The sequence below is a fragment of the Bacillus sp. FSL K6-3459 genome (assembly GCF_038003305.1).
Taxonomy (GTDB): domain Bacteria; phylum Bacillota; class Bacilli; order Bacillales; family Bacillaceae; genus Bacillus; species Bacillus pumilus_O.
In genome coordinates this window covers 3,233,135-3,258,714 of the sequence record NZ_JBBOOW010000001.1, presented here as the reverse complement: position 1 = coordinate 3,258,714, position 25,580 = coordinate 3,233,135, and the positions used below count along the sequence as shown (strand labels likewise).

Genomic DNA, 25,580 nt, shown 5'->3' with positions numbered 1-25,580 from the left:
AAAGGGCTAAAATAAGATACATTTTAGCCCTTCGTCAACTATCTAAGAGCGGCTAATCCCGCTCTTTTTTTATGTGTTTTGTTTAAATGCATCTAGTAGTTTTTCTCCGGAAAGCCCCTCTTTGACGAGGTCTTTAAGTACTTCTTCGGTTTCTGTTCTGTAGCGATTAGTGATCATCTTACCATCGAGCAGCACAGAAATGTTTTCTTCTAAAGCAACAATGTTTTTGACTTGGACAGATAGATGAACAGGGCGGTTGTTTTCTTTCGTGATCGTTACTAGAATCTTCACTTCAGTGTGCTGCTGAAAGAGCACCTCAAACACCTGTCTATGTTTCTTTGGGATGAGTGCCTCGATCATCCAGTGATTTTCTCCATCTTCTTTATTAATGATTAAACCGTCACGAAGGGGAATGCTGGACATTTTATCTTGCTTTGGATCAAGTTCGATTTTTAAATCAATCAGCCTAAAGGTTTTCATATTTTTCACCTCACAAGCGTTCATTATTCGTAAGTATCATTATAGCATACAACATCTGTATAAATGAAACCGCTGCCTGCTTAGAACGAGCTGTATTTGAGTGAAAGGAGATGTTTTATGGAGTCTTATCAATTGCGAAACATACATATTGGCGAGGGGAAGGCAAAGAGCACAATACGCATTTATTCCTGGGGAGACATTCTTTCATTTTGTGATGTGTACATGGAAGAAGGTGAGTCGCTTACGTTTCAATACGTCACAGAGGATCAAATGGACTATTTTGAATTTCAATTGTCGATTCATGACGGGCAGCTTTGTTTTTATTGGTTTGCGTGGGATGGATCTGATTATATTCACATGCCTTCTAGTAATTGGATTCATTCAGATGTTTTTTATCAATTTATGAAAAATAAGTTTTTCATCAAACAAAACAAGATGATGTTTTATACTCAAGCGGTAAAAAGCAGAAATTAAAGAGGAAATAGAGTATTTGAGGGGGCGTTTTTACATTTTCATGTTTTGTCATATACAATCTTTCTCGATAGACTAAGGGCAGTTAAAAGGAAAGGAGGTACGGTCTGAATCAAAAGGTAACGTCTAGCATCTGACAGCCCCCCTCTAGCTAAAGCTGATAGACGCTGCCTTGTGCACAAGAACACTGCGTAATAGAACCATCGCTTCTTTGTATTATAGGTCATGTGTCCCCTTAATTCCCCTTGTGTGTATCCGGTCATGTAGCGTGGCCGGGTACCCTTTTATTCAATGATAAGCCGATCACCACTTGATGATGGATTTTATCAGCGGTATGATAGCCAAAATGGAGACAAAAAGGAGAGAACGATGACAAACATTCAATTTATCGCAACGGATTTGGACGGAACGTTATTGAATAGTGAACACAAAGTGAGCCGAGAAAATGAGCAGGCATTAAAGGAAGCAGCGGCGAATGGAATGGAAGTTGTCGTTTCTACAGGAAGAGCGTATTTTGATGTGAGGTCTATTTTTGATGAGCTTGGGATGAATACATGGGTGATTAGTGCCAATGGAGCTGTGATTCATGAACCGGCTGGACAAGTATATCATTCAGCTGCTTTACAAGAAGAAAAGGCCAAACTCATATTGTCATGGCTTGAAGAACGTGATTATTATTATGAAGTTTTTACAAACGAGGCCATTTTCACACCGAATCGTGGTAGAGAGCTTCTGGCGATTGAAATGGACCGCTTAAAAAGTGCAAACCCAGAAACGGACCTGAATGTTTTAAAACAAGCGGCAGAAGTTCAATACAGTCAGTCGGGTTTTTCTTATATTGATACATATAAAGAGTTGTTTCGTGAGGATCGAAAGCTTTCATTCTACAACATCTTAGGTTTCTCTTTCTTTGAAGACAGATTGAAGGCAGGATGGGATATGTTTGGTAATGATTCAGATGTCACAATGGTTAGTTCAGCCGATCATAACTTTGAAATTGGTGCAAAAGACGCTTCTAAAGGCCAGGCATTAACAAGGCTGGCAGAACGACTTGATATTCCTTTAAGCCAGACAGCGGCTGTAGGAGACAGTTTAAATGACGAATCGATGCTTCGAGCAGCTGGTGTTGGGGTTGCGATGGGCAATGCGAGACAGGATATAAAAGAAATCGCTGATCATGTCACGTTAACAAATGATGAACATGGTGTGGCGCATATGATTCGACACCTTTTGAAATAGATGCATCAGATGTCATTGTATAAATCACATAGGATAAAGCGCATTCTACAAAAGAGGAATTCAGAACTACTTCTATTTACACATGATGTGGAACATCATATAATTTAATTATGAACATAACCCGCTTGTAAGGAAATTAAGGAGAGTAAACGAATGGCGCTGGAATCTTATAAGTCCGAAAATCTGTATTTAATCAAGGAAGCCTTAGACTATACTCAGGTTGGCTTGACGGTGACGGACCCGTCTTTACCTGATAATCCTTTAATATATGTGAACAAGGGCTTTTTAGATATGACAGGCTATCAAGAACCCGAAGTATTGGGGAAGAATTGTCGTTTCCTTCAAGGAAATGAAACAGAGCAAATCGCTCTCCAACAAATTAGAACAGCTATTGAGAATAAAGAGGCTGTCACTGTTCAATTGAAAAATTATAAAAAATCTGGACAGATGTTTTGGAATGAGTTAAGTGTAGCCCCTCTCTGGATTGACGAAAATGAAGGGAAACGTCTTTATTTCGTAGGTCTGCAAAAGGATGTCACGAAAGAGAAGGAACAGCAGGAGCTTCTTGAGCAATCAATTGATGAAGTGCTGAACATTTCTGTTCCAATTGTTCCTGTGAAAGATGGTATTTCTGTGTTACCGATCATTGGTACGTTAACAGCGCCAAGATTTGATAAGATTATTTCAACAGTCTCGACCTATATCTCTCAATCCAAGGATGATTATTTTATTGTCGATCTGTCTGGTTTATTAGAAGTCGATTCATTTGTGGCAGATGCGATCTTTAAGCTGAACGATTTGATTTTAATGACAGGTACGGAACTCATCGTGACAGGAATTAAACCGAATCTTGCGATGAAAATGGGAGAAATGAGAGAAGATTTCCGTGAATTGAATACGTATATGAACGTGAAATCTGCATTGAAAAAACTGCACATTTAACCTATGTTCATATGAAATGAAAAAAGAGGACTTTTCATCATGTTTGAGAAAAGTCCTCTTTTTGCTTGGATTAAGATGATTGAGCGGCGGCACTTAATGTGAATAAATCTTCTAGTTCGTTTGTTGATAGCTCTGTAATCCAGCTTTCACTTTGGATAATTTGATCATTTAACGTTTGTTTTGTTTCGAGCATTTGATCAATTTTTTCCTCAATCGTGCCCGTTGTGATCATCTTATGGACGTGAACAAATCGTTTTTGTCCAATCCGATAAGCACGGTCGGTCGCTTGGTTTTCCACAGCGGGATTCCACCATCTGTCATAGTGAATGACATGGTTTGCGGCGGTTAGGTTAAGTCCTGTTCCTCCTGCTTTTAATGAGAGAATTAAGATGTTGAATTCTTTCTTTTGGAAGCGGTCCACCATTTTATCCCGCTCCTGTTTGGACAGACTACCATTTAAAAATTGAACGGGTTCTCCAAACATCTTTTCCGCTAGCTGCTTGATCATGTTCCCCATTCCAATATACTGCGTAAAGATGAGGCAGCTTTCGCCTTGCTCATGTATTGCTTTTAACAGCTCTGCGAGTTTATCCATTTTTAATGAACGTTTCAGCAGTTTCACATCGGTTCCACTCTCTTTTAAATAGAGTGCTGGGTGATCGCAAATCTGTTTGAGTCTGCCGAGCATACTTAAAATAATGGCTTTTCGCTGCATTCCGGTTAACGAAGCCATGTGTTCGAATGTATCTTTCACGAGCTGTTCATATAAAGAAGCCTGCTCAGCAGAGAGCGGAATGAATTCTTTTTCTTCGAGTTTCTCAGGCAAGTTCAGGGCGACCTCTTCATCTTGCTTTGTTCGTCTTAATAGGAAAGGCTTAATCAGTTGCTGCAGCTGTTCAATTCTTTTTTCATCACGGTCTTTTTCGATCGGCAGAACGAATTTTTTATGAAAGCTCGTCAAGCTGCCAAGATACCCTTTGTTGACGAAGTCAAAAATGGACCAAAGCTCTGTTAAACGGTTTTCCATAGGTGTCCCGCTAAGGGCAATGTGATGCTGCCCTTTGAGCTGTCTGATCGCTCTCGATTGTTTCGTATGGGCATTCTTAATGTTTTGGGCTTCGTCTAAACAAATCGTATCCCACTTTGCTGATGTTAATTCATCACGATCAGAATGTGAGAGTCCATAAGACGTCAGGACAATATCTGTTGACTCGTATGCCTTTGTAAAATGTTCCCCTTGAGGACGCGATGGCCCGTAATGTAAGGCAACATTCAAATGCGGTGCGAACGTTTCAAGCTCTCGCTGCCAGTTTCCTAAAACAGAGGTCGGCGCAATGATGAGAGATGGAGCGGAATTAGACTCCTGCTCCTTCAAATATGTGAAATAAGCAATCATTTGAATCGTTTTCCCAAGCCCCATATCGTCTGCTAAACAAGCCCCAAATCCATGAGACCTTAAGAATAACAGCCAGTTGACACCATGCTGCTGATACGGCCTGAGTGTGCCTTTAAAGGACTCACTCATTTCGTAGGAAGGCAGCTCATGCGTATCATTTAACTGATGGACAAGCCCTCTTAATTGAGACGAAAGTTCAAATTGAATATGTGCAAATGCTGAGCTGTCTAGCAGCTCTGGAATCGATTCAGAGGATGCTTCTTGATCTGCCAGTTCGCGTGACAAAATATCAGACATGTGCAATCCTTCATTTTCGGCACGTTCCATCCATTTTTTCATTTGCTGGATGAAGGTTGGATCGATTTTGATCCATTGTCCACGAATATTGACAAGACGTCGTTTACTTTGGACAAGCTCGTTGAACTCATCTTCTGTCAGCTCGATTCCGTTCGTAGCAAAGCGCCAATTAAAGTCCATCAACGCATCCATTCCGACATGCGACTCGCCTCTTGGGGTAGAGGAAATCCTTGCTTTTAGCATCATGGTGCTTTCTTTGACAATTTGCCACCATGATGGGAGCAGGATCTCAATGCCCATATTTACTAGGGTTTCACTTGCTTCAGATAGGAAGAGCCATGCTTCGTCTTCTGACATGAGTGTGGTGCCAGATGTGAAAGAGAGCCAAGGGACAATCTGACCAAATCGCTCTAGCTCTCTGGAGATTTTATCCTGATACGGATGCCAAGACCTTTTCAATGAACGGATGCCTTCAAAAAAGTGAAGATCGCTGTTTTTCTTATCACGCAAAAACAATTCGATTTTCCAATCATCTCCGTCGAAATCTGGTTCATTTAAACGCAAGCCGACAGTGAAAGGCGTCTCGTCATCAATCCAGCCAATCGTTTCCAAGAAGTCTTGCTCATCTAAAAAATGTCCTTGGAAGGATGAGAGCGCAGGCGATTGTTCTGTCATGCGGTTCCATTTGTGCTGTAAGGCATCATCATATTGAATGTAATCCTGTACAGCAAAGGAGAACCATTCAGCCGTATAGCCATCTAATAGTCCTTCTTTGTCTTTAAAACGAAGGACACCTTTTGTCCACGCCTCGTAATCGGGAATAAAATCTTCATCCTCAATGAATTCATAAATGGTGGAGGCTGTCTTCATCAGTGGTTCCGTTTCATCGGTTAGTGTCACATGACTAAAGGTATTAAATGAATTTTTTCCTAGTAGTTCAACGGTCATCCAAGGGCTTAGCAGGAAGGCAGGTGTGCCAATAAAGCTCACATCTTCTAAAAATGTTCCGTAAAAAGACGATTCGTGCCATTGGAAAAGCTGCCTCTTCATTTCATTAAGCGGAACAGGGTGTCCGTCCTCTGCTTGCGCTGAAATGGTGAAAGAGAAATCTTCTGTTTGTTCTGCATGAATGACAATTTGTTTATGGCGTGTCATCAATTAATTTTCCTTTCTTCATTTCCTCTTGGAACGCACGCAGCCGTTTCGTTGAATCCTGTAGCTGCTTTACATATCTTTCCCAAATCGCAGTTTTTTTCGTTTTATGATAAAGCGTGCGCAGTTTTTTTAGCATTTTCACAGATTCTCGATATGCACTTCGATTCTTTTGATCGAGAAGCTGTGAGATTTCACGGTGATACGATGGAATGAGCGCTTCAGGCTCCTCTTTTGCAATTTGTTTGATCAGATCCTTCTCCAGTTCACTGATGGAGAAACCAACAAGGCTGTGAATCTCAATCCATTCTGCATAACGCTCTTGTGCATATAAGAGCTGGCTATATTCAGTAAACGCATAAGGCATGCAGATTTGAAGGTAGCGTTCGTATAAATGATGATCCTTCGTCTGCTTAAAGTATGCATCTAAATAGAAGAAGAAATCACTGACGGCTCCACGTAGTTCTCTGTAGGAAAGATCGAGCTGGCAATATTCCTCTAAAATATAGGTGATCTCTTCATACCAGAGCTTGAGCCGCTTCCAGTCCTTGCGGTTTGTCAGATCCTTCAGCCAATTGAGCACATTTGGAAGCATATCTGCATTGAGCATTTTTAATTGCTGAAAGAGGCGATCGTCTTCTTTCAGTAAATAATCCATGTGCATCAAACCGATGGTACGTTCAACCGTTTGTTTTTGTTGCTGAGCGTTCTTTAGTAATTCTGTTTCTTTTTTAACCCATTTCCCTCTATTTAATATGGTGCCCCAAATCTCCATAAAGACCGCTACTCGTTCATGTTGAAAAGGTCCGTTTATTTGAAGAAGTGTCCGAACGGCAGTTGGTGTGTTTTCAAGAAACGGATCGAGGGAAAAGGAAAGGGCGTATGTCTTCAAGTGATCCACTGAATCAAAAATGGTGTTCATGAGCTGTTCGACATATGGATTCATGGAATAATAGTCCTTCTCGGCATCAAGCTGGCCAAGATCGATTAATTCATAAATCCTTAACCACACATCGATTGACGTATGAATCGCATACAAACTCTTAAATTCAGGTGAATGAGGTGCGTGTTTTTTTAGGATCGATAAATAGCCGTAATACAAATGCTGCGGTGTTTGCTGGTGCTTTGGTGTCCGTTTCAGCCAGAGGTTAAATTCCTCTTGGAAAAAATTCAACCAGCTTTGAAGTGATTGTTCGTCTGGGCGCTTCACTTGGAAGTGCTGGCGAATTAATTCTTTGCTGCGTTGTAATTCATCCTTTTCTGACCAATTTTCTGTAAATCCGGTCACACTCTCTACTTGAGCGTATAGCGAAAAGAAGACAGCGAGAATGTGTTTACAAAGTCCATCTGCCGGACATGAGCAACTGCTTCTCACAGGAAACAGCACATGAAAGTGGACTCTGGCTGCCACGACATCATGTACATAAGCTGACCATTCGGTATCAGATTCTTGCTTGAGACGATATACACTGTCCTGTCTATAAGTAATCAATGCTTTTTTGATGAGTTGTTTGTTTTCATCTGTTGCAGGAAGAAGTTCTTTGATTTGTTCTGCTGTTTGCTTGAGTTCTTCTTCATTGATGTTGTGCTGAAGCATTTGATCCGCTCCTAACCAAGTAAAAGATTCCAATTCTTTTATTATAGCTCAATGGGGATTTATAAAAAAGTTTTTCATGAAAATGGTCATAAATTTCAAAAGCTGTCGAATGATGTATTAGAGTATTGCATAAACCAACCTTACAGCATATAATAATGAAATTAGTGGAATCGAAAGGATACAGACATGGATAATAAGGGTTTGAATCAAGAAGAGTTTTTAAAAATTTTGATGTACGCTCATGATATTGGTGAGAATTCAAATGATGTCACAACAAAAGAAATGCTTGAAAATCTGATTGCTCATATTCGAAATGGTCTTGTTTCATAAAAGTGACCCCCTGCTAGTGATGGCAGGGGGTTTTTGTATGCTTTTATGAATGGAACGAAAGCTCCCGGCATACGATGTCTTTACAAGCATAAGGCGTATGGGGAGCTGATGGTGTCATGAATATTGCAATTGCAGGCTGTGGGTATGTGGGACTGGTCACAGGTGTGTGTTTAGCGGAGGCAGGGCACAATGTGGCGTGTATTGATATTGATCGGAGAAAGATCATGCAGCTGAAACAGGGACATCCACCGATGTATGAGCCAGGATTAAAAGAACTGCTGAAACGCAATCTTGCGCAAGGACGAATTCACTTTCACATAAATGGAGAGGCAGCCTACCCGCGGGCAGATGTGTTAATGATTGCGGTTGGCACCCCGCAGCAGGCAGATGGCCAAGCTGATTTACAATATGTGCTTCAAGCCGCAAAGGAGATCGGTACAAAAGCAAAATCAGGTGCGGTTCTTGTGGTGAAGAGTACGGTGCCTGTTGGAACGGGTGATCAAATCGAACAAATGATACATCAAGAATTAGGACGGAAAGAGCCATTATCGATTGCATCTAACCCAGAGTTTTTACGAGAAGGCTCTGCCATTTCAGATACATTGAGGGCAGATCGCCTTGTGATTGGGGCTGAAACAAAAGCGGTATTAGACCGGCTCGAGGAGATGTATGCTGATTTCCACTTACCGGTAGTTAAGACAGACCGAAAAAGTGCAGAAATGATCAAGTATGCATCAAATGCTTTTCTTGCGACCAAAATCAGCTTCATGAATGAGATTGCTTCCATTTGTGAAAAAACAGGTGCTGATGTCGAATGGGTGGCGCAGGGAATGGGGCTCGATCAACGGATCGGTTCTTCGTTTCTCAAGGCGGGGATTGGCTACGGAGGTTCTTGTTTTCCAAAGGATACAAATGCACTTGTCCAAATCGCAGGGCATGTGTCGCATGATTTTGAGCTGCTAAAAGCTGTTATCAAAGTAAACAATGAGCAGCGAGCCGGTTTTATCCGAAGTATTCAAGAGAGACTGGGGGCGAATCTTGAAGGGAAGAAAATTGCACTGCTTGGTCTTGCTTTTAAACCGAATACAGACGATATGAGGGAGGCACCATCTGTTCCAATTGCTCATGAACTCTATCAATTAGGCGCGGAGCTTGTGGCGTATGATCCTGTTGCCTCACGTCATGCCGCTCGTGAATTACCGGATCAAGTCGTGTTTGCTCATACGATTGAAGAAGCGATTAAGGATGTCCATGCAGTGTGTATTTTAACAGAGTGGACAGAGATTCAGACGTTTCCGCTCACGTCCTATAAGGAATGGATGAGACGGCCGCTTATTTTTGATGGACGAAACTGTCATACACTTGAAGCGGCAGAACAAGCAGGAGTCGAATATCATTCGATTGGGCGCAGACCAGTTTCTCCAATCTATATGTAAAAGAAAACCGATAACAGATCATGTTATCGGTTCAGCATGTAGACAAACCCTCGCATTCGTTGTCAGGTCTGCGCTTCGGTGCTCACGAATGTCAAATTCGCTCCGCTCCGGTGCTCGTCCTTCCTAGACTTCAAAGGTTTTCATGTCACGCTGAAAAGAAGACAAAGGGCTAAAATAAAATCATTTTAGCCCTTTGTCAACAATCTGAAATCGATAACAGATCATGTTCGGTTTTTTTAATGCGGTAGAATGAACCCGCCATATAAAAAGGCAGCCACAATGAGAAAGGCGGGGTGCATTTTGTATTTAGTCATAAAGAAAAAGGAGATCGCAGCAATGGCGAGCGATTGCGTCCAACCAATGGCTTTCACTGCATCCCCGCCGATTTCCCATGTTAATAAAAGCATCATCATCGCAATGACAGGCTGGACGGATAAAGTCATTCCTTTGACGACAGGCGATTGGCGAAAGCGGTCAATCAGCTTGAGCAATAAAATCAATCCAATGGCTGATGGCAGAACAGTTGCAAGCAGTGCCACGACAAAGCCTGGCCAGCCCATGACGTCATAGCCGACATATGCCGCGATTTTCGTCGCAATTGGTCCTGGCAGTGCATTGGCTAAAGCAAGCATATTAGAAAATCCTTCGTTCGTCATCCAATGAAAATGGTTGACGATTTCTTCATAATTGAGCGGAATTGATGCAGGTCCTCCGCCATATCCTAATAGATTGGATAAGAAGAATGCCCAGAATAAAAAGAGAATCAGCATCATGAAGACACTCCTTTCTCTTTATTTGGTCGGTTCCAGCGTTGTTTCAGTTTGAAATGAAAAGCGCCATAGCATAAAAAGATGATGACAATGATTCCTGGATGAATGGACAGCACCTGCAGCCCGATAAAGGCAAGAAGAAACAGAGCGATCCCAAAGATCATTCCGAAGCCTTTCAGTGTTTTTTGTCCAAACTCGTATGCCATGATCCCAAGTAGAACGGCAATGACTGGTGTCACAGCGCCAATCATATTTTGAATGATTTGTGAGGAGCTTAAGACACTGACAAGTGTGACGAGCGCCACCATGGCGAGACATGTCGGTAAAATATGAGCAGCTGTTGCGACAATTGCGCCGGATACGCCCTTCAATCGATAGCCGAGATAGGCTGACATTTTGGTCGCGATTGGACCTGGTAATGCGTTGGCGATGGCGAGTGTTTCTCCAAATTCGTCATCATTGACCCAATGGTATTTCACCACCGCTTCATGGCGAATGAGTGGTATAACGGAAGGCCCTCCGCCAAAACCGAGAATACCAGTTCGCACCATAGCGATGATGAGTTCGATATATGATTGCAAGTGCTTCAACTCCTGTCTACAATTTCATGCCCATTCGGCTTTTATATCGTTTAATGAGCATTTGGCAGTCCACACTCACGACGCCTTCTAGCGGGTACAGTTTTTTTGTAAGAAATGTCTCCATTTCTTGTTCGTTTTGAAAAATGCCATGCATATGCAACTTGCTTGGCCCTGTCATGTGATAAAGGCTTGTGACAGCTGTTTCTTGCTCAAGCTGAAGGGCGACTGCTTCTAAAAATTTCGGCTCCACTTCTACATTAAAGAAGACAGAAACATGAATGCCGATCTTAGCAGGGTTGATGACTGTTGTGAATCGTTCAATGATGCCTGCTTCAATCAGCTGCTGAATACGAGCTTGCACAGCAACACGTGAAAGACCGACTTGTTTCCCGAGATCTGTATAGGACATCCGTCCATCCTCATGTAATAGGGATAAAATTTGTTTATCTCGTTCGTCTAATGTTAAGTTCGGAATGCTATAGTCGTTTGACACCGTATGACCACCTTTCTTCTGTTGATATTTTAACACATTTTATTACGAATAGAATGTGTGAATTTTAATTTACTAACGAAATGAAAATTAATGAAGTGATATATATTCCTTTCGCATAAAAAGACACCCCGCAACCACCGGGGTGTCTTGATTTTATTGATCTGGGCTACTTTCTGCACTGGCAATTTGCTGTGCGAGGTCAGCTCGATCAATGTCTGCTTGGAAGAATTCCTGCGTGTTCGGCAGGTGTAAATTCATATGACGCTTTTGAGAAATTCGGATGGTCACTTGATCGACGGTGTAATCAAATACGTGTCCGCCGACACTTCGATCGTCGTCAATGAAATGAAGATGATATCCACTCACCGCGATACCATGTGCATACTGCGGGGTACGGAAGCCTGCGATCGTACCATGAATATCCTCGAAGTCGAAAATAGGCTGTGACTTGACTGCTTCTACCATCGGAACGTAAGGTTTTTCCTGTTTTTCGACCGTACGTGTTTGAACTTTTTTGAACGATCCATCAATGCGGATCGCATAAAACACATTCTTACTCGGCAAAATGCGGTCGATTTCTTCTTCTAGCTCTTTACTCGTCATGGCTGCATCAATTCGATGAACGATATCTGTTTCAAAGAATGCTAGAGAGCAGAAGGGTGAATAGTCTTGATCGGTAACCGGTGTTGCTGTTCCATCCGAGCGCAGCCGGTAGAATGCGCCGTCAAAGCCAATTAGCTCTCCATCTAATTGATTGAATGTACCAATCCCGAAATCACCGTGCTCGGGAATTTGAGAAAGGGAGAAATCTCCATCATATACGGCTTCCAGCAAAGAGGTCATCGTCGATACTTGATAAACTTCTTGCTGTTTGTCATGTTGTCTCGTGTCGTTCTGTTGATTCATTGGGTGCATCATACCCATATCCGCTCACTCCTTTGGTGTAATGTATGGACATCTTATCTAACGTTCAATGTGTGTGTTTCACGAAAGACTTCTGGCCATTTTTGACTGGCGAGGTCTGGGTTGTCTTGATAGTCAATCGGAATATCAATAATAACGGGTCCTTCTATGTCTATACCCTTTTGGAGGACAGTTGAAAGCTCTTCAGGTGAGTTTACCCGTAATCCAGTCGCTCCAAAGCTTTCGGCATATTTCACTAAGTCGATCTGTCCGAATTCAACGCAGGATGTGCGGTCATATTTCATTTCCTGCTGAAATGCCACCATATCGTATGTGCTGTCATTCCAAACAAGGTGGACGAGATTTGTTTTCATGCGGACAGCTGTTTCTAGCTCCATTGCAGAGAAGAGAAAACCGCCATCACCAGAGACCGAAATGATCTTTTCATCTGGATTCAATATGGAAGTTGCAATGGCCCATGGTAAGGCGACGCCTAATGTTTGCATCCCGTTGCTCACAAGGAATGTATTCGGCTCATAGACGCGGAAGTGACGCGACATCCAAATCGCGTGAGATCCGATATCACACGTAACCTTCGTGTCATCTGGAATCAAGCGTCTTAATGTATGAATGACATCCAGCGGGTGAGATAGATGACTTTCTCTTTCTGGTGCTTTTTCAATATCGCTTAACAGCTCCTGCAATTCCGTGACGAATTCAATTTGTTCTTTGCATAGAGAAAGTGGAACACTGTCATGGGCAAGATGATTAACGGTTTCAGCTATATTGCCGACAAGCTCAAGGGCCGGCTCATAAAAATGATCGATATCTGCCTGCATGTCATCGACATGGATGATCTGTCGCTGCTTCGGCTGAATATTCCAATGCTTCGGATCATATTCAATTGGATCAAAGCCAATGGTCAAAAGGACATCTGCTTGTTCAATGAGAAGATCTCCCGGCTGATTTCGGAATAAACCGATTCTGCCTACATATTGAGATTCAAGCTCTCTTGAGAGAACGCCGGCTCCTTGGTACGTTTCGACAAATGGAATTCCAAGTGTTTTCAATAATGTTCTTGTAGCCTTTGCAGCAGCTGGACGACTTGCTTTCATTCCCACAATGGCAACAGGTAAGTGTGCATTTTGAATTTTGGCGATAGCCGAGCTGATGAGAGCATCCGGTGCAGGACCTAGTTCTGGAGAAGGGTGAGCAGACACTGGTGTTTGTGTGGTGTGTTCTGTCACGACATCTTGTGGAAAGCTGATAAATGCTGCTCCAGCCTGCCCCTTTTGTGCCGCGCGAAAAGCATTTGTTAAGGCTTCGGGTATATTATGAACGTCTTGTACTTCAACACTGTATTTTGTGACTGGTTTGAATAATGCCGCATTGTCGAGTGATTGGTGTGTTCGTTTGAGCCGATCTGCACGAATGACGTTTCCAGCGATTGCGACAACAGGGTCACCTTCTGTATTCGCTGTTAATAGACCTGTTGCTAAATTAGATGCGCCAGGACCTGATGTGACGAGACAAACACCTGGTTTGCCAGTTAAGCGGCCGACAGCAGCAGCCATAAAGGCGGCATTTTGTTCGTGTCTGCATAGGACAAGCTCTGGACCTCTGTCTTTTAATACATCAAATACGGCGTCAATTTTTGCACCTGGAATCGCAAAAACATGGGTCACACCTTGAGCAATCAACGTATCAACAATCAATTCTGCTCCTCGTCTTGTTAGGGGTTGTGCTTGAGAATTCATTTACCCCGCACTCCTTTCGGCAAGTAAAATTTTTTATGAAAATATATTTTCATGATATGATTTACTATACATTTCAAAATAGAAAATTTCCAATATATGTTTAACGTGATTTTAATATGTTTCACGAATAAGTGTGCGAGGGGTGAAAGGATGGAACTGAGACATTTGCAGTATTTTGTCACAGTAGCGGAGGAGCTGCATTTTGGGAGAGCAGCCGCACGTTTGAATATGACACAGCCTCCACTTAGTCAGCAAATTAAGCAATTTGAAGAAGAATTGGGATTTCCTTTATTTCACCGGTCAAAGCGAGTGGTGGAGCTAACAGCTGCTGGAAAGGTCTTTTTACATGAGGTGCGGGGTGTGCTGCATCAGCTTGATAAAGCCGTTGATCATGCCCGGCATACAGCAAGAGGAGAGTTAGGGAAAATTATCATAGGATTTGTTGGAACAGCGACGTATGATATTTTGCCGCCAGTTGTACGCGAATTCAGAGAGCTGTACCCCTCTGTCAGTATTGAGCTGGAGCAGCTTTCTGTTCCGCAGCAGCTAGGCGCGCTTTTAAATGGGGAAATTGATATCGGTTTTTTACATCCTACATCTCCTCATGAAGAACTGGTCAGCCGTTTAATGAAGCAAAGTGAATGTATTTTTGCGATTCCGAAAAATCATCCGCTGGCGAAAAAAGAAGCGGTCACGATCGAAGATATTCGTCAAGAACCGATTATTTCCTTATCACAGGAATCATGGCCGTCCCTTTATCAACACTTTGTCCTGCTATGTGAAAAGTACGGGTTTTCTCCAAATATCGTGCAGGAAGCGGCGGAATATCAAATGGTGATTGGCCTTGTCACAGCTGGGATCGGCATTGCGGTCATTCCGAAATCAGCCCGGCGTTTATTTAATCTAGATGTTGTGTATCGGTCCATTGAAGGTGAACAGCTTCTGGCAGAATGGACGATTTCCTATAGACGAGAAAACCATAATCCTGCTTTATTTCATCTTGTCCACCATATCCTGCATCGCACCGAGTCTGAATCAGAGGCATAGAAAAAGAGGTATGGTATGATGTCGATACACCAAAAGGAGGCGTGTCTGAATTGATTACGTTGCAAATGGATCAGCTATCACGAAAAGAAGCATATAAATTATTATCGGGTTCTATTGTTCCACGACCGATTGCGTTTATTACAAGTCTGTCTAAAGACGATGTCGTCAATGCCGCACCATTTAGTTTCTTTAATGTCATCAGCGGACACCCACCGCTCCTCGCTGTTTCTATCGGACGACGAGAAGGTCAGATGAAAGATACAGCGCAACATGTGATTGACAGGGGAGAATTTGTGGTCCATGTGAGTGATGAAGCGATAATAGAAGATATTAACGAAACAGCTGCTACGCTGCCACAGAAAGAGAGTGAGCTGGATCGAACGGGTCTTCATCAAGTACAGAGCCATGTCGTGTCAGTACCGGGAATTCAGGAAGCACGTATTCGCTTTGAATGTCGGCTTGAAAAGCATCTTACCTTTCAAAATGATGAAGGGGAGATCACGGTCGATCATATTATTGGCCGGGTTGTGTGTGCGCATTTAGATGAGGCTGTGTATGATGCGGAAAAAGGTTATGTTTCGACTCATGAATTAAAGCCAGTCGCACGTTTAGCTGGAAATGATTACGCCCATTTAGGGACGTCATTTGTGTTAAAAAGACCAGAATAATAGAAAACCCCCGAGGAAATCGGGGGTTTCAGCGTGTAGACAAACCCTCGCATTCGGTGTCAGTCCTGCGTTCTGGTGCTCACGAATGACAAATTCGCTCCGCGCCAGTACTCGTCCTTTCTAGACTGCAAAGGTTTTCTATCACGCTGAAAAGAAGACAAAGAGCTAAAATATAGATCATTTTAGCCCTTTGTCAACAATCTATACCCCCGAGTGAAATCGGGGGTTTTGTGTTTATTTTTTCTGTTCTAGTTTCAGTGGAGCTGCGATGTTCTTTTCGACTTTTTTCCCTTTTAAGACGTCGCTTGCAGCACCGACTGCCAGTTTCCCGATCAGCTCTGGCTGCTGGGCGACTGTGGCAGATAGTTTTCCTGCTTTGATTGAATTGAGTGCATCTTCGTTTCCGTCAAAGCCAACGACGAGAATGTCTTTTCCAGAGCTTTGAATTGCTTCTAGAGCGCCAAGTGCCATTTCATCATTATGGGCAAAAACGGCTTTGATGTCAGGGTTTCCTTGAAGGAGGTTTTCCATGACATTCAATCCTTTTGTTCGGTCGAAGTCAGCCGCTTGTTTGGCTGTCACTTTTAGATCTTTATCTGCTATTTGATGGAATCCTTTTCCGCGCTCACGTGTAGCGGAAGCGCCTGGTACACCTTCTAATTCAGCGACTTTAGCTCCTTTACCGACCTTGTCGATGATAAAGTTGGCCGCCATTTCGCCGCCTTTGACGTTATCTGAGGCAACAAGTGCTTCTACTTTTCCGCTTTCAGCTGAGCGATCTAATGTGATGACTGGAATATCAGAAGCATTCGCTGATTCAACAGCAGTTGAGATGGCAGACGAATCTGCTGGGTTGATGAGTAAGGCGTCGACCCCTTGCTGAATTAAATCTTCTACATCACTTGTTTGCTTCGCTGAATCATTTTGTGCATCTGCAATGACGACTTCGATACCAAGCTTTTTCGCTTCTTTCGTCACCCCGTTTTTGAGAGAAACGAAGAATGGGTTGTTTAAAGTCGAGATCGAGAGCCCGATTTTGATGTCTTTTTTCTTCCCATCTTTTGTTGATTTGGCCCACTCTGGCGGTTCTAGCGAGCAGGCAGAAAGCATGAATAATGAGAGAGTCAAAATGAGAATGAGATATTTTTTCATAGCGGCTGCCTCCTTAAGCAGATTTCTTTCTGTCTAGTAGGACTGCAATCAAGATGACAATCCCTTTCACAACAGATTGATAGAATGATGAAACACCAAGTAAGTTCATACCATTGTTCAGGACTCCGATGATGAGCACCCCAATCAGTGTGCCGACAATTCGTCCTCTTCCGCCAGAAAGGCTTGTCCCGCCAAGAACAACGGCAGCAATCGCATCAAGCTCGTAGGATGTACCAGCTGTTGGCTGCGCAGAATTTAGACGAGATGTTAAAATGGCTCCTGCTAAAGCAGACATGAAACCTGCCAATGAATAAATCATCATTTTTACGCGTGGTACTTTGATTCCTGAAATAAGCGCAGCTTTTTCATTTCCACCGATGGCATATGTTCTTCTGCCGAAAGGTGTTTTATGAAGCAGCACCCAAAGTACGATAAAGGTGAGAAGCATCGTGATCGCTGGAACAGGAATGCCTAAGAAATATCCGCGGCCGAATAACTGAAAGGCGTAGTTCGAGCCGAGTCCTGTAATCGGGTTTCCGTCTGTATAAACAAGTGTTAATCCTCTAAAAATCGTCATCGTGGCAAGTGTAGCGATAAAAGGAGCCATTTTTCCTTTTGTGATTAAAAGACCGTTGACCATCCCAAGAATAGCGCCGATGATACTGCCAACGATAATCGCTAAAATCGGGTCCATACCAGACACGATAAATCCGGCAGTCAGCGCACTAGAAAGTGCTAAAATGGCACCGACCGACAAATCAATTCCTCCGGTTAAAATAACAAATGTCATACCAAAGGCAATGAGGGCATTAATGGAGATTTGTCTCAATAAGTTTAAGATGTTTAATGGCTCTAAAAAGGCCGGGTTTAAAATAGAAACAATGGCGACAAGGATGATGAGTCCTAAGAATGGCCCAAGCTTTTGCATGATGTTGTCAAATCGTCCATTTGAAGTAAGTGGTTTCATATTACTTCCCTCCTGTAGCTAGTGTCATAATTCGTTCTTGTGTTGCGTCTGCTTTATTTAATTCTCCGCTGATGGTTCCTTCATGAATGACAAGCACTCGATCGCTCATCCCTAGAATTTCTGGTAGCTCAGAGGAGACCATTAAAATGGCAACACCTCGATCGGTCAGTTCATTCATTAACTGGTAGATTTCTCGTTTCGCTCCGACGTCGACACCTCTTGTCGGTTCATCTAAAATCAAGACCTTCGGCTGGATGCCGATCCATTTGGCGATGACGACTTTTTGCTGATTTCCACCAGAGAGACTTCGAGCAGAGATTTCAGAGGAAGCCGTTTTAATCGTCAATCTTTTGATAAGAAGGTCAACAAAATCCTGTTCGTTTTTCTTATCGATCAGTCCCTTTGGAGAGAAGCTTTTTAAGTTTGGCAGACCAATGTTTTCTCGAATGGAAGCATCCAGCATGAGTCCTTCATCTTTGCGATCCTCTGTAATAAAGCCGATGCCGCGCTTGACCGCATCACTTGGTTTTTTAATGACAGTTTTTTTTCCATGAACCCAGATTTCCCCTTGATCAAGAGAATCAAGACCAAACAGTGACCGCATCATTTCGGTCCTGCCAGCGCCCATTAAGCCTGCAACACCGACGATTTCTCCAGATTTAACGGAGAAACTAATATCTTGAAATTGTCCTTTTCTTGTCGCTTGCTTCACCTCAAGGATCGTATCTCCTAGAGAAGGCGTTCTCTCAGGGTATCGATCTGTTAATTCGCGGCCGACCATTTTTTTGACGACCTCATGGAAGTTCGTTTCAGGGATTGCTTTCGTATCGACCGTTTTCCCATCACGCATGATAGTAATCCGGTCGCAGATCGCAAAAATTTCCTCCATACGGTGAGAAATATAGACGATGGATACGCCTTCTTTTTTGAGAGATTCAATGACCTGGAAAAGCTTTTCAATCTCACGGTCTGTAAGAGCTGCCGTTGGTTCATCCATGATGATGACCTTCGCATCCGTCATTAATGCCTTTGCAATCTCAATCATCTGTTTTTGTCCAACAGAACAGCTACCTGCCTCTTGATCAAGCGAAATGTTCACAGACAATCGGTCCAGCTGGCTTTGGGCAAGAACTTTCATTTTTTTTGTGTCTAGCAACCCAAACTTCGTATAGATTTCTTTCCCGATGAATAGGTTTTCCAAGACGGTCATATCCGGCCATATGTTGAGCTCTTGATGAATAAAGGCGATACCGTGTTGTTCCGCTTCTTTTGGATTTTTGAAAGCGGTTTCTTTCCCGTCAATATGAATCGTTCCCTGGTCTAATGAATAAAGACCTGTGAGCAGGTTCATTAAAGTTGATTTTCCTGCGCCATTTTCACCCATGAGCGCGTGGACCTCACCTGTGAGGAGGTCAAAGGAGACCCCGGAAAGAACGGTGTTTTTTCCAAAGGCCTTATGGATGTTATGCATCTCAATGTTCATATCTGGCTCCTCCTTTTAAAAGATGACACCGGCATGAAGAATGCAGTTTGCGTATGGGGTGGCTTCACCCGTGCGTATGACTGCTTTTGCCTGTTTGGTCATGTCTTTGAACGTCTCGTGGTCTACATCATGTAATGGTTGTGAGAACGCTTTCTTTAGAAATAGATGATCTCGCTCATTGGCTTCTTGGATTTCACGAGCGACCGTAATGTGTTCAACCGCCATTTCCTGAAGAAGGAGGGAGGTGACCTCCTGAAAGGATGGTGTGCCGATCGTTAATGATAGGTCGATTTTGACTGGACCTTCTGGGATAGGCAGGCCGCAATCTGCGATGACGATTGTATCTGTATGACCAAGGTCAGCAAGTACCTTGGCAATATGACTGTTTAAGATGCCGTTTTTTTTCATTTCTTCCTCTCCAGTTCTTCTCTTGTTGGCATGCCGCCTTGTGCACCAAACTTGGTGACAGACATTGATGCTGCAAGGTTAGCGAAGGCAAGTGCGTCATAGAGAGATTTGCCCTCTGTTAAGGCAACAGCCAAGGCTCCGTTAAAGGTATCGCCTGCTCCTGTTGTATCAACTGCTTCGACTGGAAAGCCTGGGACTAGCACTTCTTTCAATCCGTCAAAATATCGAACCCCATTTTTCCCTTCGGTAATCAATAATTTGTTAGGGTATTGGCGCAAGGCGTCTTCAATTGAGCGTCCATTAAACATGAGAACAGCTTCGTGCTCATTCGGTGTAATATAGGTAGCCTGGTCTAACACTTGCTGTGATACTTTGCGGGCAGGTGCAGGGTTTAAAATCACAGGGATTTCTTTTTCGCTGCAAATGGCGCAGACAGCTTCGACCGTTTCTTCAGGGATTTCCTGCTGAATAAGCACCATTCCAATATCATCTATTGTAGAAAGTGCTTCTCTTACATAGTCAGGAGTGACCTCGTTATTTGCCCCTTTGACCACGACAATGCTGTTATCACCTTCTGCTAAAATGATATGAGCCGTGCCGCTTTCCATTTCGGTAACCGGTTTCATATATGAGGTGCGAACCCCTTGATCCTGTAAATTGCTGAGAATATCCTGACCATAAGCGTCATCACCGACTCGGCCGATCATGTATACCTCGGCACCGAGTCTGGCACTGGCGACTGCTTGATTGGCGCCTTTTCCGCCTGGGACTGTTTTAAATGATTCGCCTAACACTGTTTCACCGGCATTTGGTCGTTTATTCGAAGTGACGACTAAATCCATAGAACAGCTTCCTACTACGACAATATGACTCATTGTTAATCCACCTTTCTTGTTGTTTCTCGTTCAATAAAAGAGACGGGCATTTGAATAACTGGTTGATCTATCGGTTGTTTCTGAATCGCTTTGATTAACAGCTGTGCCGCTTCTTTTCCCATCTCATAGGCAGGCTGCCTAATCGTCGATAGGGAAGGGAAGAGCAGCTCGCTTTGCGGAATATCATCAAACCCAATGATTTGAACATCCTCTGGAACGGCTTTTCCGATCCGAAGGGCTTCGTGTATGACTGCTGTTGCGACAATGTCATTACTAGCAATGATGCCATCTGTTTCAGGGTACAGCTGGAAAAGAGCCTTGGCGCTTTTACGGGCTTCTTGAAAGGAAAACGAAGCATTAGACATCACATGGAAGTCGACACCTTTTTCCGTCAGTACATCAAGTGCCCCCTTGAATCGCTGCCTCGCTGTTTGAAGGTGGGCAGGTCCTTTCAGCAGTGTAATCTGCCGGCTACCGCGCCTGATTAATTCCATTGCGGCCATTTTCCCGCCAGTTGTAGCATCTGCAGATACAGAAGGTGCATGCGAGACGGTTCGATCTAAGAATACAACCGGCAATTCATCATCATTGTATAGATCTGATTCGGGTTCGTTTGTGACAGCGATGACACCGACCACTTGATTTTGTTTAAAGGTTTGTAAATAAGCCAATTCCTTTTCTCGATCTTCATCACTGTTTCCGAATAATAACCGAAAACCTTGTGCATGAATCTCATCTTCAACGCCTCTAGCAAGCTGAGGAAAGAAGGGGTTTGTGATATCAGGTAAGATCAAACCGATTAAGCGAGATTCTCGTTTGAAAAGGGATCTAGCCACTTCATTGGGAAAGTAGTTCAGCTCCTGCATCGCCTGTGTCACGCGGGTTTTCGTATCTGTATGGACATATCCAGTATCGTTCAGTACGCGTGAAACAGTGGCAACAGACACTTGTGCCGCTTTTGCAACATCTTTAATTGTAGCCAATGGAGTGCCTCCCTTCGTGGATGTGTAACCGTTTACACAAATAGATTATCATGAAAGCTTTTAAATGACAATCTTAAAAAAATAAAAAAAGAAAAGAAAGATGGCTTCTTCCTTTTCTTAACTAATAATCCCTGTTTGTGTAATATTGACTTTGATTTTTGGGATGATTTTTACATTTGGGTATTCGGTAACCCAATTCATTTTCATATATTCATCATAGTGTTTTACCCGATATTTTCTGCCAAGGCTTAGGACGTCAGAATTTGCCTCTTGAAGGATTGTAATGATTCTTTCGGCGTCTTTTGTCAAAATAGCTGACAGCCTTTTATTTAACATTTCGATTTTCTTATCTGTATCTAAATTATCTTTTGGATATTCAAGAATAGAGGTATTGAATTCAAACTCAAGAGAGAAGGTTACGTTTCGATGGTCAGGATTGACGATTTTTATGTCTCTCTTTGCATCGGTTACTTGAATGGTAATGTAATTGTTCTCCTTTGATTTCATATCACTTCTTACTTTTTTAGTGAAGTTTGCATAATTGCCCATTTTTCCATCCATAACGGTGAGTAGAATGGCGTCTTGAGCATACAGTTCACCTTTCTTTTTTTCATTATCAAATAAGGCAACCCCTCTTACACTCGTTAGCTTTTTTGATTTATCGTAGTAGAGTAACGGCAGTGTGAAATCCTCTCCGGTTTGCAGCATTTTGGATCGGACACTTTGGATGTTTTTAGGTGAAACTTGTGAAGAGTGTGATGCAGAAGTGATCAGGTTGTTTAAATAGTCGCTTACAATGAGTTTTTCCTTGAGAAGAGAATTGATCAACTCCACACAGCTCCCCCCTTGAACCACCGCCATGTTTGCGAGCAAAGGGCTTTTAGGATCTCGATAAAACATATCTAAGTAAGGAAGCAACCGGTTTTGGGCAAAATCATCCCCGATTAGAAGCACCCGCATTTTCGACATATCAATTTTTTGATCTACACTCCGGCTAAAGTTGCTTCTTGCTTTTCTTAAAGTAGGTGCATCGGTTGTGAGAACAGTGGTTAAGTAGCTGCCAGAATTCCCTTGCTGCATACTTTGAGACTGCTGCACCTTTCGATAAGTAATCGAGTATCTTGCATTGTCATCCTCTCCTTGATCAACAGCTGAAGTTAAAACAAGAGAGATGTCTTTTAATAGGTTTTGATCCCAGCAGCCAGGCATGAAAATGAGAGAAACACACATGAGCAGCGTTAAAATGTACCTATGATTCATGTGATTTCACCTTCTTTTTGCGGTGTTTGATCAAGATGATAATGGCCATCATGATCGGAAGTGTGTAAATAAATGAATATTGTGCAACCGTAGTAAAGTCATTAAAGCGCTGAATTTTAAAGTTATCGGTTGAAAGAAAGCAGCTGGCAGCATAGATTAAAATGGCGAAATAGTAGACATATTTTTTGTGATTTTTTTTCTTTAAAATAATAGCGATTCCATTTGCACAAAAGTACAAATAATTACTCAGTGTGGCTAAAATAACAAAGACCCAGAAACTGAGAAAAATTAAATCTGTCCTCTCAATGACTCCGAATGTAATGGTTTTTAATAGATACAAAACAGGATTTGGTATCACATCAAGCTCAGCCGGGCTGAAAAACATAAAACAGATTAATGTAATAAATAGGTAATAAAGCGTCGTACATATATTTGAAATGGTCATCACTTTATATCGTTCCTTAATAGTGCCTTTCATCAGTGGAGAGATGATGAGTATCATCTCAAATCCATTCAATGACAGTACCACGTCCTTCAAACCAAGCTGAAATTGAGAGATATCCGTTTGGAAAAAAGGCATGAGGTAATCAATATTGGTTCCTTTCAATGAATAGAACATCAATAGAGAGAGCATGAGTAAAAAGGGAGTTAAGACAAAGTTAAACCTGACAATGGCTGTAATTTTCTCCTTTGCGATATAGATAATGCATATCATCAGTAAGAGATCAATCACCCAGTTTGGTGTGAGCGGGAGCACCCATATGCCAAGAATCCTTGTGAATATAGAAAGGACAACGATGCAAACCGAGGCAAAGTATACCGTGTAGAGAACGACCAAGGCGCGTCCAATCCATTTTCCAAAGACCTCAATTAACGCTTGAAAGAATGAGGTTTCTGGATACTTGTAGATGATATAAAGAAAAATGGTATTGATGATCTGGATAAAAAAACATGCGACAATAATTGCCATCCAGCCATCGTGTCCCATGTCTTTCATGAGCAAATGGGGAAGCGCTAAAATACCAACACCAATTTGAGATTGGATGATAAAAAAAACAGCTTGAGGTGGAGATATCTTATTTTTCATTTTTCTTTTCCCACCCTCTCAGTTGTTCAATTTGTTTGCTCTTTTTCGGATTTAAATAAACAGGTCGATTTTTGTACATCCACATTGGGAGTCGAACCACAGTATCTTTTAAGTCTTGCCAGTTAAATGGAGCAACTGGTGATAAATATGGCACCCCTAGTGATTCTAAGCGGCATAAATTCATGAGAATAATGGCCAGCCCAAATGAAATGCCAATAAATCCAAACATCGATGCCATAAACATGAGCGGGAAACGGAGCATCCTGATAGTGGATGTCATTTCAAACGACGGAAGTACAAATGAAGCGACAGCGGTCACAGCAACTACAATAACTTGGACATTCGAAATAAGCCCTGCTTGTACAACCGCATCCCCAATGACCAATCCACCTACGATTCCAATGGTCTGCCCGATTGGCTTTGGCAGACGTACCCCTGCTTCGCGTATGAGTTCAATAGTAATTTCCATCAGCATTGCTTCTATCAATGGAGGGAAGGGAATCCCAATGATAGAGTTCTTCATCGTAATAGCTAATTCATCTGGCACAACTTCATAATGAAACCCAATGACAGCAATATAAAAAGATGGCAAAATGACTGCGATCAAGCAGGCGAGATAACGGAGCATTCGGATAAATGTTGCTGGTATCCAGCGGCTATTATAATCATCCGGTGACTGAAAAAAGCTAAAGAACGTGATAGGAAGAATGATGGCCATTGGACTGCCATCCATGAGTATGACTATCCTACCTTCAAGGATCGCAGATCTCACCTTATCCGGACGTTCTGTATCAATCAGTTGTGGGAAAATAGAGAATGAATCTTCCTCAATTGCCTCAACGATAGAGCCAGGACTTATCAATGTGTCTACTTTAATAGAAGAGATCCGTCTGTTGACCTCATCGACCTTTTCTTGATTGGCAATATCAGATATATAAACGGTCGCAAGCTTTGTTTCCGATTTTGTACCGACCTTATGATACTGAATGGCGAGCTTCCGATCATTTAAATGAGAACGCAGTAAGTAGATATTGGTATCGAGACTTTCCACGAACCCATCATGTGCGCCAGCAATAATACTTTCAGATGAAGGTTCAGAAATAGAACGCAGCGGAGGCTGCCCAACGGTAAACAATTTGATCTGTGAGGCATTTTCTTCAAGAAAGGCAATGCTTCCTGCAATGATACTGTCTGTAATCAGCGTTAAGTCACCAGTTTCGAGTGTGCTGAGAGATTTCGTATAATCCTGCTTTCCAGGAGGTCCTAACAAGTTGCCGATAATGAAATCATTTAGCTTGCCTTCATCTACTCTTGTTTTAATAAAAAACAAGACAGATTTCGTTTCATTCACCATTAACTCCCGGTATTCAAAATCCCCGCTTTGTTGAAACGTTTTTTTTAGAATCCGGATTTTTTCCTCGAAGCTGCCTGATAAAAAATGCAAGCGTGTTTGTTCATTCGCGTTTGGCATCTTTAGCCTCCTCTCACAGTTTTTTTAACCATAGTGTGAGCGGAGAGACCGATTTTATTCGTCATCTTAGTTGAAAGCATGACATAAGCTGACAACTTTCAACTAAAATCATATTAAAAATGTTAAGAAATGATGAATCTTGATAAAAACAAATGAATAATGTTTCATTGTTTAGGTCATAAGGAGCGAATATCGTAATGAACAGGCATTTCAAAATGATCAATAGTTTACATCTTATCCCATTTTTTTGTGACCTGAAAATAAGCATATGACTTGATTTTTTTAGAGGTGACCTTTGTCATAGGTCAACGCATCGCTTTCTGACCGATGAGGAT

General features: G+C 42.4%; 24 protein-coding genes. 7 read left to right on the top strand and 17 right to left on the bottom strand.

Translation table 11 applies throughout. The annotated features are described in order from the left end of the window. Positions 1–69: 69 nt before the first annotated feature. Entirely contained in the window at positions 70–480 is a 411-nt protein-coding gene (locus tag MHI35_RS16595) for a YwpF-like family protein (RefSeq protein WP_003215215.1), read from the bottom strand. A gap of 117 nt (positions 481–597) precedes the next feature. Here MHI35_RS16595 and MHI35_RS16590 point away from each other — a divergent pair, with 117 nt between their 5' ends. From MHI35_RS16590 to MHI35_RS16580, 3 genes are all read left to right on the top strand, one after another. After that, entirely contained in the window at positions 598–954 is a 357-nt protein-coding gene (locus MHI35_RS16590; protein ID WP_335349567.1) for a hypothetical protein, read from the top strand. Positions 955–1,329: 375 nt separating this feature from the next. Continuing rightward, the gene (locus MHI35_RS16585) at positions 1,330–2,190 is read left to right on the top strand and encodes a Cof-type HAD-IIB family hydrolase (protein ID WP_335349584.1); all 861 of its coding nucleotides are present in this window, start codon (positions 1,330–1,332) and stop codon (positions 2,188–2,190) included. 153 nt (positions 2,191–2,343) lie between these two features. Next, entirely contained in the window at positions 2,344–3,132 is a 789-nt protein-coding gene (locus MHI35_RS16580) for a PAS domain-containing protein (RefSeq protein WP_144520481.1), read from the top strand. Between the two features lie 70 nt (positions 3,133–3,202). On the opposite strand, the gene MHI35_RS16575 is transcribed toward MHI35_RS16580, so the two are convergent. Together MHI35_RS16575 and MHI35_RS16570 are read right to left on the bottom strand one after the other, a co-directional pair. Continuing rightward, positions 3,203–5,980: a DEAD/DEAH box helicase gene (locus MHI35_RS16575; protein WP_144520484.1), complete on the bottom strand. Its 2,778-nt coding sequence runs from the start codon at positions 5,978–5,980 to the stop codon at positions 3,203–3,205. Then, a complete protein-coding gene (locus MHI35_RS16570; RefSeq protein ID WP_211062581.1) occupies positions 5,967–7,574 on the bottom strand; it encodes an SWIM zinc finger family protein in 1,608 nt (535 codons plus the stop codon). Before MHI35_RS16570 ends, MHI35_RS16575 begins: the two co-directional genes overlap by 14 nt. A gap of 186 nt (positions 7,575–7,760) precedes the next feature. Between MHI35_RS16570 and MHI35_RS16565 the strand changes: the two genes are divergently transcribed. Both MHI35_RS16565 and MHI35_RS16560 read left to right on the top strand, forming a co-directional pair. After that, complete coding sequence (locus tag MHI35_RS16565) at positions 7,761–7,904, top strand: hypothetical protein (RefSeq protein ID WP_003214884.1); 144 nt, start codon at positions 7,761–7,763, stop codon at positions 7,902–7,904. Between the two features lie 116 nt (positions 7,905–8,020). Continuing rightward, entirely contained in the window at positions 8,021–9,340 is a 1,320-nt protein-coding gene (locus MHI35_RS16560; RefSeq protein ID WP_335349566.1) for a UDP-glucose dehydrogenase family protein, read from the top strand. A gap of 236 nt (positions 9,341–9,576) precedes the next feature. Here the strand turns inward: MHI35_RS16560 and MHI35_RS16555 are convergent, their stop codons facing one another. The 5 genes from MHI35_RS16555 to alsS all read right to left on the bottom strand — a co-directional run bounded on the left by MHI35_RS16555 (position 9,577) and on the right by alsS (position 13,844). Next, positions 9,577–10,110, bottom strand: coding sequence for a chromate transporter (locus MHI35_RS16555; RefSeq protein WP_144520661.1), 534 nt, complete (start codon positions 10,108–10,110; stop codon positions 9,577–9,579). After that, positions 10,110–10,691 carry a chromate transporter gene (locus MHI35_RS16550; RefSeq protein WP_417894688.1) on the bottom strand — a complete coding sequence of 194 codons (582 nt, stop codon included), beginning with the start codon at positions 10,689–10,691 and terminating at the stop codon, positions 10,110–10,112. Before MHI35_RS16550 ends, MHI35_RS16555 begins: the two co-directional genes overlap by 1 nt. Positions 10,692–10,707: 16 nt before the next feature. Beyond that, the gene (locus MHI35_RS16545; protein WP_335349564.1) at positions 10,708–11,184 is read right to left on the bottom strand and encodes an Lrp/AsnC family transcriptional regulator; all 477 of its coding nucleotides are present in this window, start codon (positions 11,182–11,184) and stop codon (positions 10,708–10,710) included. A gap of 153 nt (positions 11,185–11,337) precedes the next feature. Then, positions 11,338–12,108, bottom strand: a complete 771-nt coding sequence (gene budA / locus MHI35_RS16540; protein WP_058013511.1) for an acetolactate decarboxylase — start codon at positions 12,106–12,108, stop codon at positions 11,338–11,340. Between the two features lie 35 nt (positions 12,109–12,143). Further along, complete coding sequence (alsS, locus tag MHI35_RS16535) at positions 12,144–13,844, bottom strand: acetolactate synthase AlsS (RefSeq protein WP_335349563.1); 1,701 nt, start codon at positions 13,842–13,844, stop codon at positions 12,144–12,146. Positions 13,845–13,994: 150 nt separating this feature from the next. On the opposite strand from alsS, the gene alsR reads away from it, so the two are divergent. Together alsR and MHI35_RS16525 are read left to right on the top strand one after the other, a co-directional pair. Then, the gene (gene alsR, locus MHI35_RS16530; RefSeq protein WP_144520505.1) at positions 13,995–14,891 is read left to right on the top strand and encodes an acetoin biosynthesis transcriptional regulator AlsR; all 897 of its coding nucleotides are present in this window, start codon (positions 13,995–13,997) and stop codon (positions 14,889–14,891) included. A 65-nt stretch (positions 14,892–14,956) separates the two neighbouring features. Beyond that, the gene (locus MHI35_RS16525) at positions 14,957–15,559 is read left to right on the top strand and encodes a flavin reductase family protein (RefSeq protein WP_417894689.1); all 603 of its coding nucleotides are present in this window, start codon (positions 14,957–14,959) and stop codon (positions 15,557–15,559) included. A gap of 234 nt (positions 15,560–15,793) precedes the next feature. Here the strand turns inward: MHI35_RS16525 and rbsB are convergent, their stop codons facing one another. From rbsB to MHI35_RS16480, 9 genes are all read right to left on the bottom strand, one after another. After that, on the bottom strand, positions 15,794–16,711 hold the full coding sequence (rbsB, locus tag MHI35_RS16520) for a ribose ABC transporter substrate-binding protein RbsB (RefSeq protein WP_012011498.1): 918 nt from the start codon (positions 16,709–16,711) through the stop codon (positions 15,794–15,796). A gap of 13 nt (positions 16,712–16,724) precedes the next feature. Continuing rightward, positions 16,725–17,678: a ribose ABC transporter permease RbsC gene (rbsC, locus tag MHI35_RS16515; protein ID WP_144520510.1), complete on the bottom strand. Its 954-nt coding sequence runs from the start codon at positions 17,676–17,678 to the stop codon at positions 16,725–16,727. A gap of 1 nt (position 17,679) precedes the next feature. Further along, positions 17,680–19,161, bottom strand: coding sequence for a sugar ABC transporter ATP-binding protein (locus MHI35_RS16510; RefSeq protein ID WP_211062577.1), 1,482 nt, complete (start codon positions 19,159–19,161; stop codon positions 17,680–17,682). Between the two features lie 15 nt (positions 19,162–19,176). Further along, positions 19,177–19,569 carry a D-ribose pyranase gene (gene rbsD, locus MHI35_RS16505; RefSeq protein WP_144520516.1) on the bottom strand — a complete coding sequence of 131 codons (393 nt, stop codon included), beginning with the start codon at positions 19,567–19,569 and terminating at the stop codon, positions 19,177–19,179. Next, the gene (gene rbsK / locus MHI35_RS16500; RefSeq protein ID WP_211062576.1) at positions 19,566–20,444 is read right to left on the bottom strand and encodes a ribokinase; all 879 of its coding nucleotides are present in this window, start codon (positions 20,442–20,444) and stop codon (positions 19,566–19,568) included. Before rbsK ends, rbsD begins: the two co-directional genes overlap by 4 nt. 2 nt (positions 20,445–20,446) lie before the next feature. Then, entirely contained in the window at positions 20,447–21,427 is a 981-nt protein-coding gene (locus MHI35_RS16495) for a LacI family DNA-binding transcriptional regulator (RefSeq protein ID WP_211062575.1), read from the bottom strand. Between the two features lie 117 nt (positions 21,428–21,544). Then, positions 21,545–22,687 carry a Ger(x)C family spore germination protein gene (locus MHI35_RS16490; RefSeq protein ID WP_211062574.1) on the bottom strand — a complete coding sequence of 381 codons (1,143 nt, stop codon included), beginning with the start codon at positions 22,685–22,687 and terminating at the stop codon, positions 21,545–21,547. Then, the gene (locus MHI35_RS16485; protein ID WP_211062573.1) at positions 22,677–23,774 is read right to left on the bottom strand and encodes a GerAB/ArcD/ProY family transporter; all 1,098 of its coding nucleotides are present in this window, start codon (positions 23,772–23,774) and stop codon (positions 22,677–22,679) included. Before MHI35_RS16485 ends, MHI35_RS16490 begins: the two co-directional genes overlap by 11 nt. Beyond that, positions 23,764–25,245 carry a spore germination protein gene (locus tag MHI35_RS16480; RefSeq protein ID WP_335349562.1) on the bottom strand — a complete coding sequence of 494 codons (1,482 nt, stop codon included), beginning with the start codon at positions 25,243–25,245 and terminating at the stop codon, positions 23,764–23,766. Before MHI35_RS16480 ends, MHI35_RS16485 begins: the two co-directional genes overlap by 11 nt. Between the last annotated feature and the right edge of the window lie 335 nt (positions 25,246–25,580).

Bases quoted from the DNA above. Each gene is read 5' to 3' on its own strand.
- MHI35_RS16480 (WP_335349562.1), bottom strand. From the start codon at position 25,245: ATGCCAAACGCGAATGAACAAACACGCTTGCATTTTTTATCAGGCAGC.
- rbsC (WP_144520510.1), bottom strand. From the start codon at position 17,678: ATGAAACCACTTACTTCAAATGGACGATTTGACAACATCATGCAAAAG.
- MHI35_RS16490 (WP_211062574.1), bottom strand. From the start codon at position 22,687: ATGAATCATAGGTACATTTTAACGCTGCTCATGTGTGTTTCTCTCATT.
- rbsD (WP_144520516.1), bottom strand. From the start codon at position 19,569: ATGAAAAAAAACGGCATCTTAAACAGTCATATTGCCAAGGTACTTGCT.
- rbsK (WP_211062576.1), bottom strand. From the start codon at position 20,444: ATGAGTCATATTGTCGTAGTAGGAAGCTGTTCTATGGATTTAGTCGTC.
- MHI35_RS16560 (WP_335349566.1), top strand. From the start codon at position 8,021: ATGAATATTGCAATTGCAGGCTGTGGGTATGTGGGACTGGTCACAGGT.
- rbsB (WP_012011498.1), bottom strand. From the start codon at position 16,711: ATGAAAAAATATCTCATTCTCATTTTGACTCTCTCATTATTCATGCTT.
- MHI35_RS16595 (WP_003215215.1), bottom strand. From the start codon at position 480: ATGAAAACCTTTAGGCTGATTGATTTAAAAATCGAACTTGATCCAAAG.
- alsS (WP_335349563.1), bottom strand. From the start codon at position 13,844: ATGAATTCTCAAGCACAACCCCTAACAAGACGAGGAGCAGAATTGATT.
- MHI35_RS16580 (WP_144520481.1), top strand. From the start codon at position 2,344: ATGGCGCTGGAATCTTATAAGTCCGAAAATCTGTATTTAATCAAGGAA.
- budA (WP_058013511.1), bottom strand. From the start codon at position 12,108: ATGGGTATGATGCACCCAATGAATCAACAGAACGACACGAGACAACAT.
- MHI35_RS16510 (WP_211062577.1), bottom strand. From the start codon at position 19,161: ATGAACATTGAGATGCATAACATCCATAAGGCCTTTGGAAAAAACACC.
- MHI35_RS16555 (WP_144520661.1), bottom strand. From the start codon at position 10,110: ATGCTGATTCTCTTTTTATTCTGGGCATTCTTCTTATCCAATCTATTA.
- MHI35_RS16575 (WP_144520484.1), bottom strand. From the start codon at position 5,980: ATGACACGCCATAAACAAATTGTCATTCATGCAGAACAAACAGAAGAT.
- MHI35_RS16565 (WP_003214884.1), top strand. From the start codon at position 7,761: ATGGATAATAAGGGTTTGAATCAAGAAGAGTTTTTAAAAATTTTGATG.
- alsR (WP_144520505.1), top strand. From the start codon at position 13,995: ATGGAACTGAGACATTTGCAGTATTTTGTCACAGTAGCGGAGGAGCTG.
- MHI35_RS16485 (WP_211062573.1), bottom strand. From the start codon at position 23,774: ATGAAAAATAAGATATCTCCACCTCAAGCTGTTTTTTTTATCATCCAA.
- MHI35_RS16590 (WP_335349567.1), top strand. From the start codon at position 598: ATGGAGTCTTATCAATTGCGAAACATACATATTGGCGAGGGGAAGGCA.
- MHI35_RS16525 (WP_417894689.1), top strand. From the start codon at position 14,957: ATGGATCAGCTATCACGAAAAGAAGCATATAAATTATTATCGGGTTCT.
- MHI35_RS16570 (WP_211062581.1), bottom strand. From the start codon at position 7,574: ATGCTTCAGCACAACATCAATGAAGAAGAACTCAAGCAAACAGCAGAA.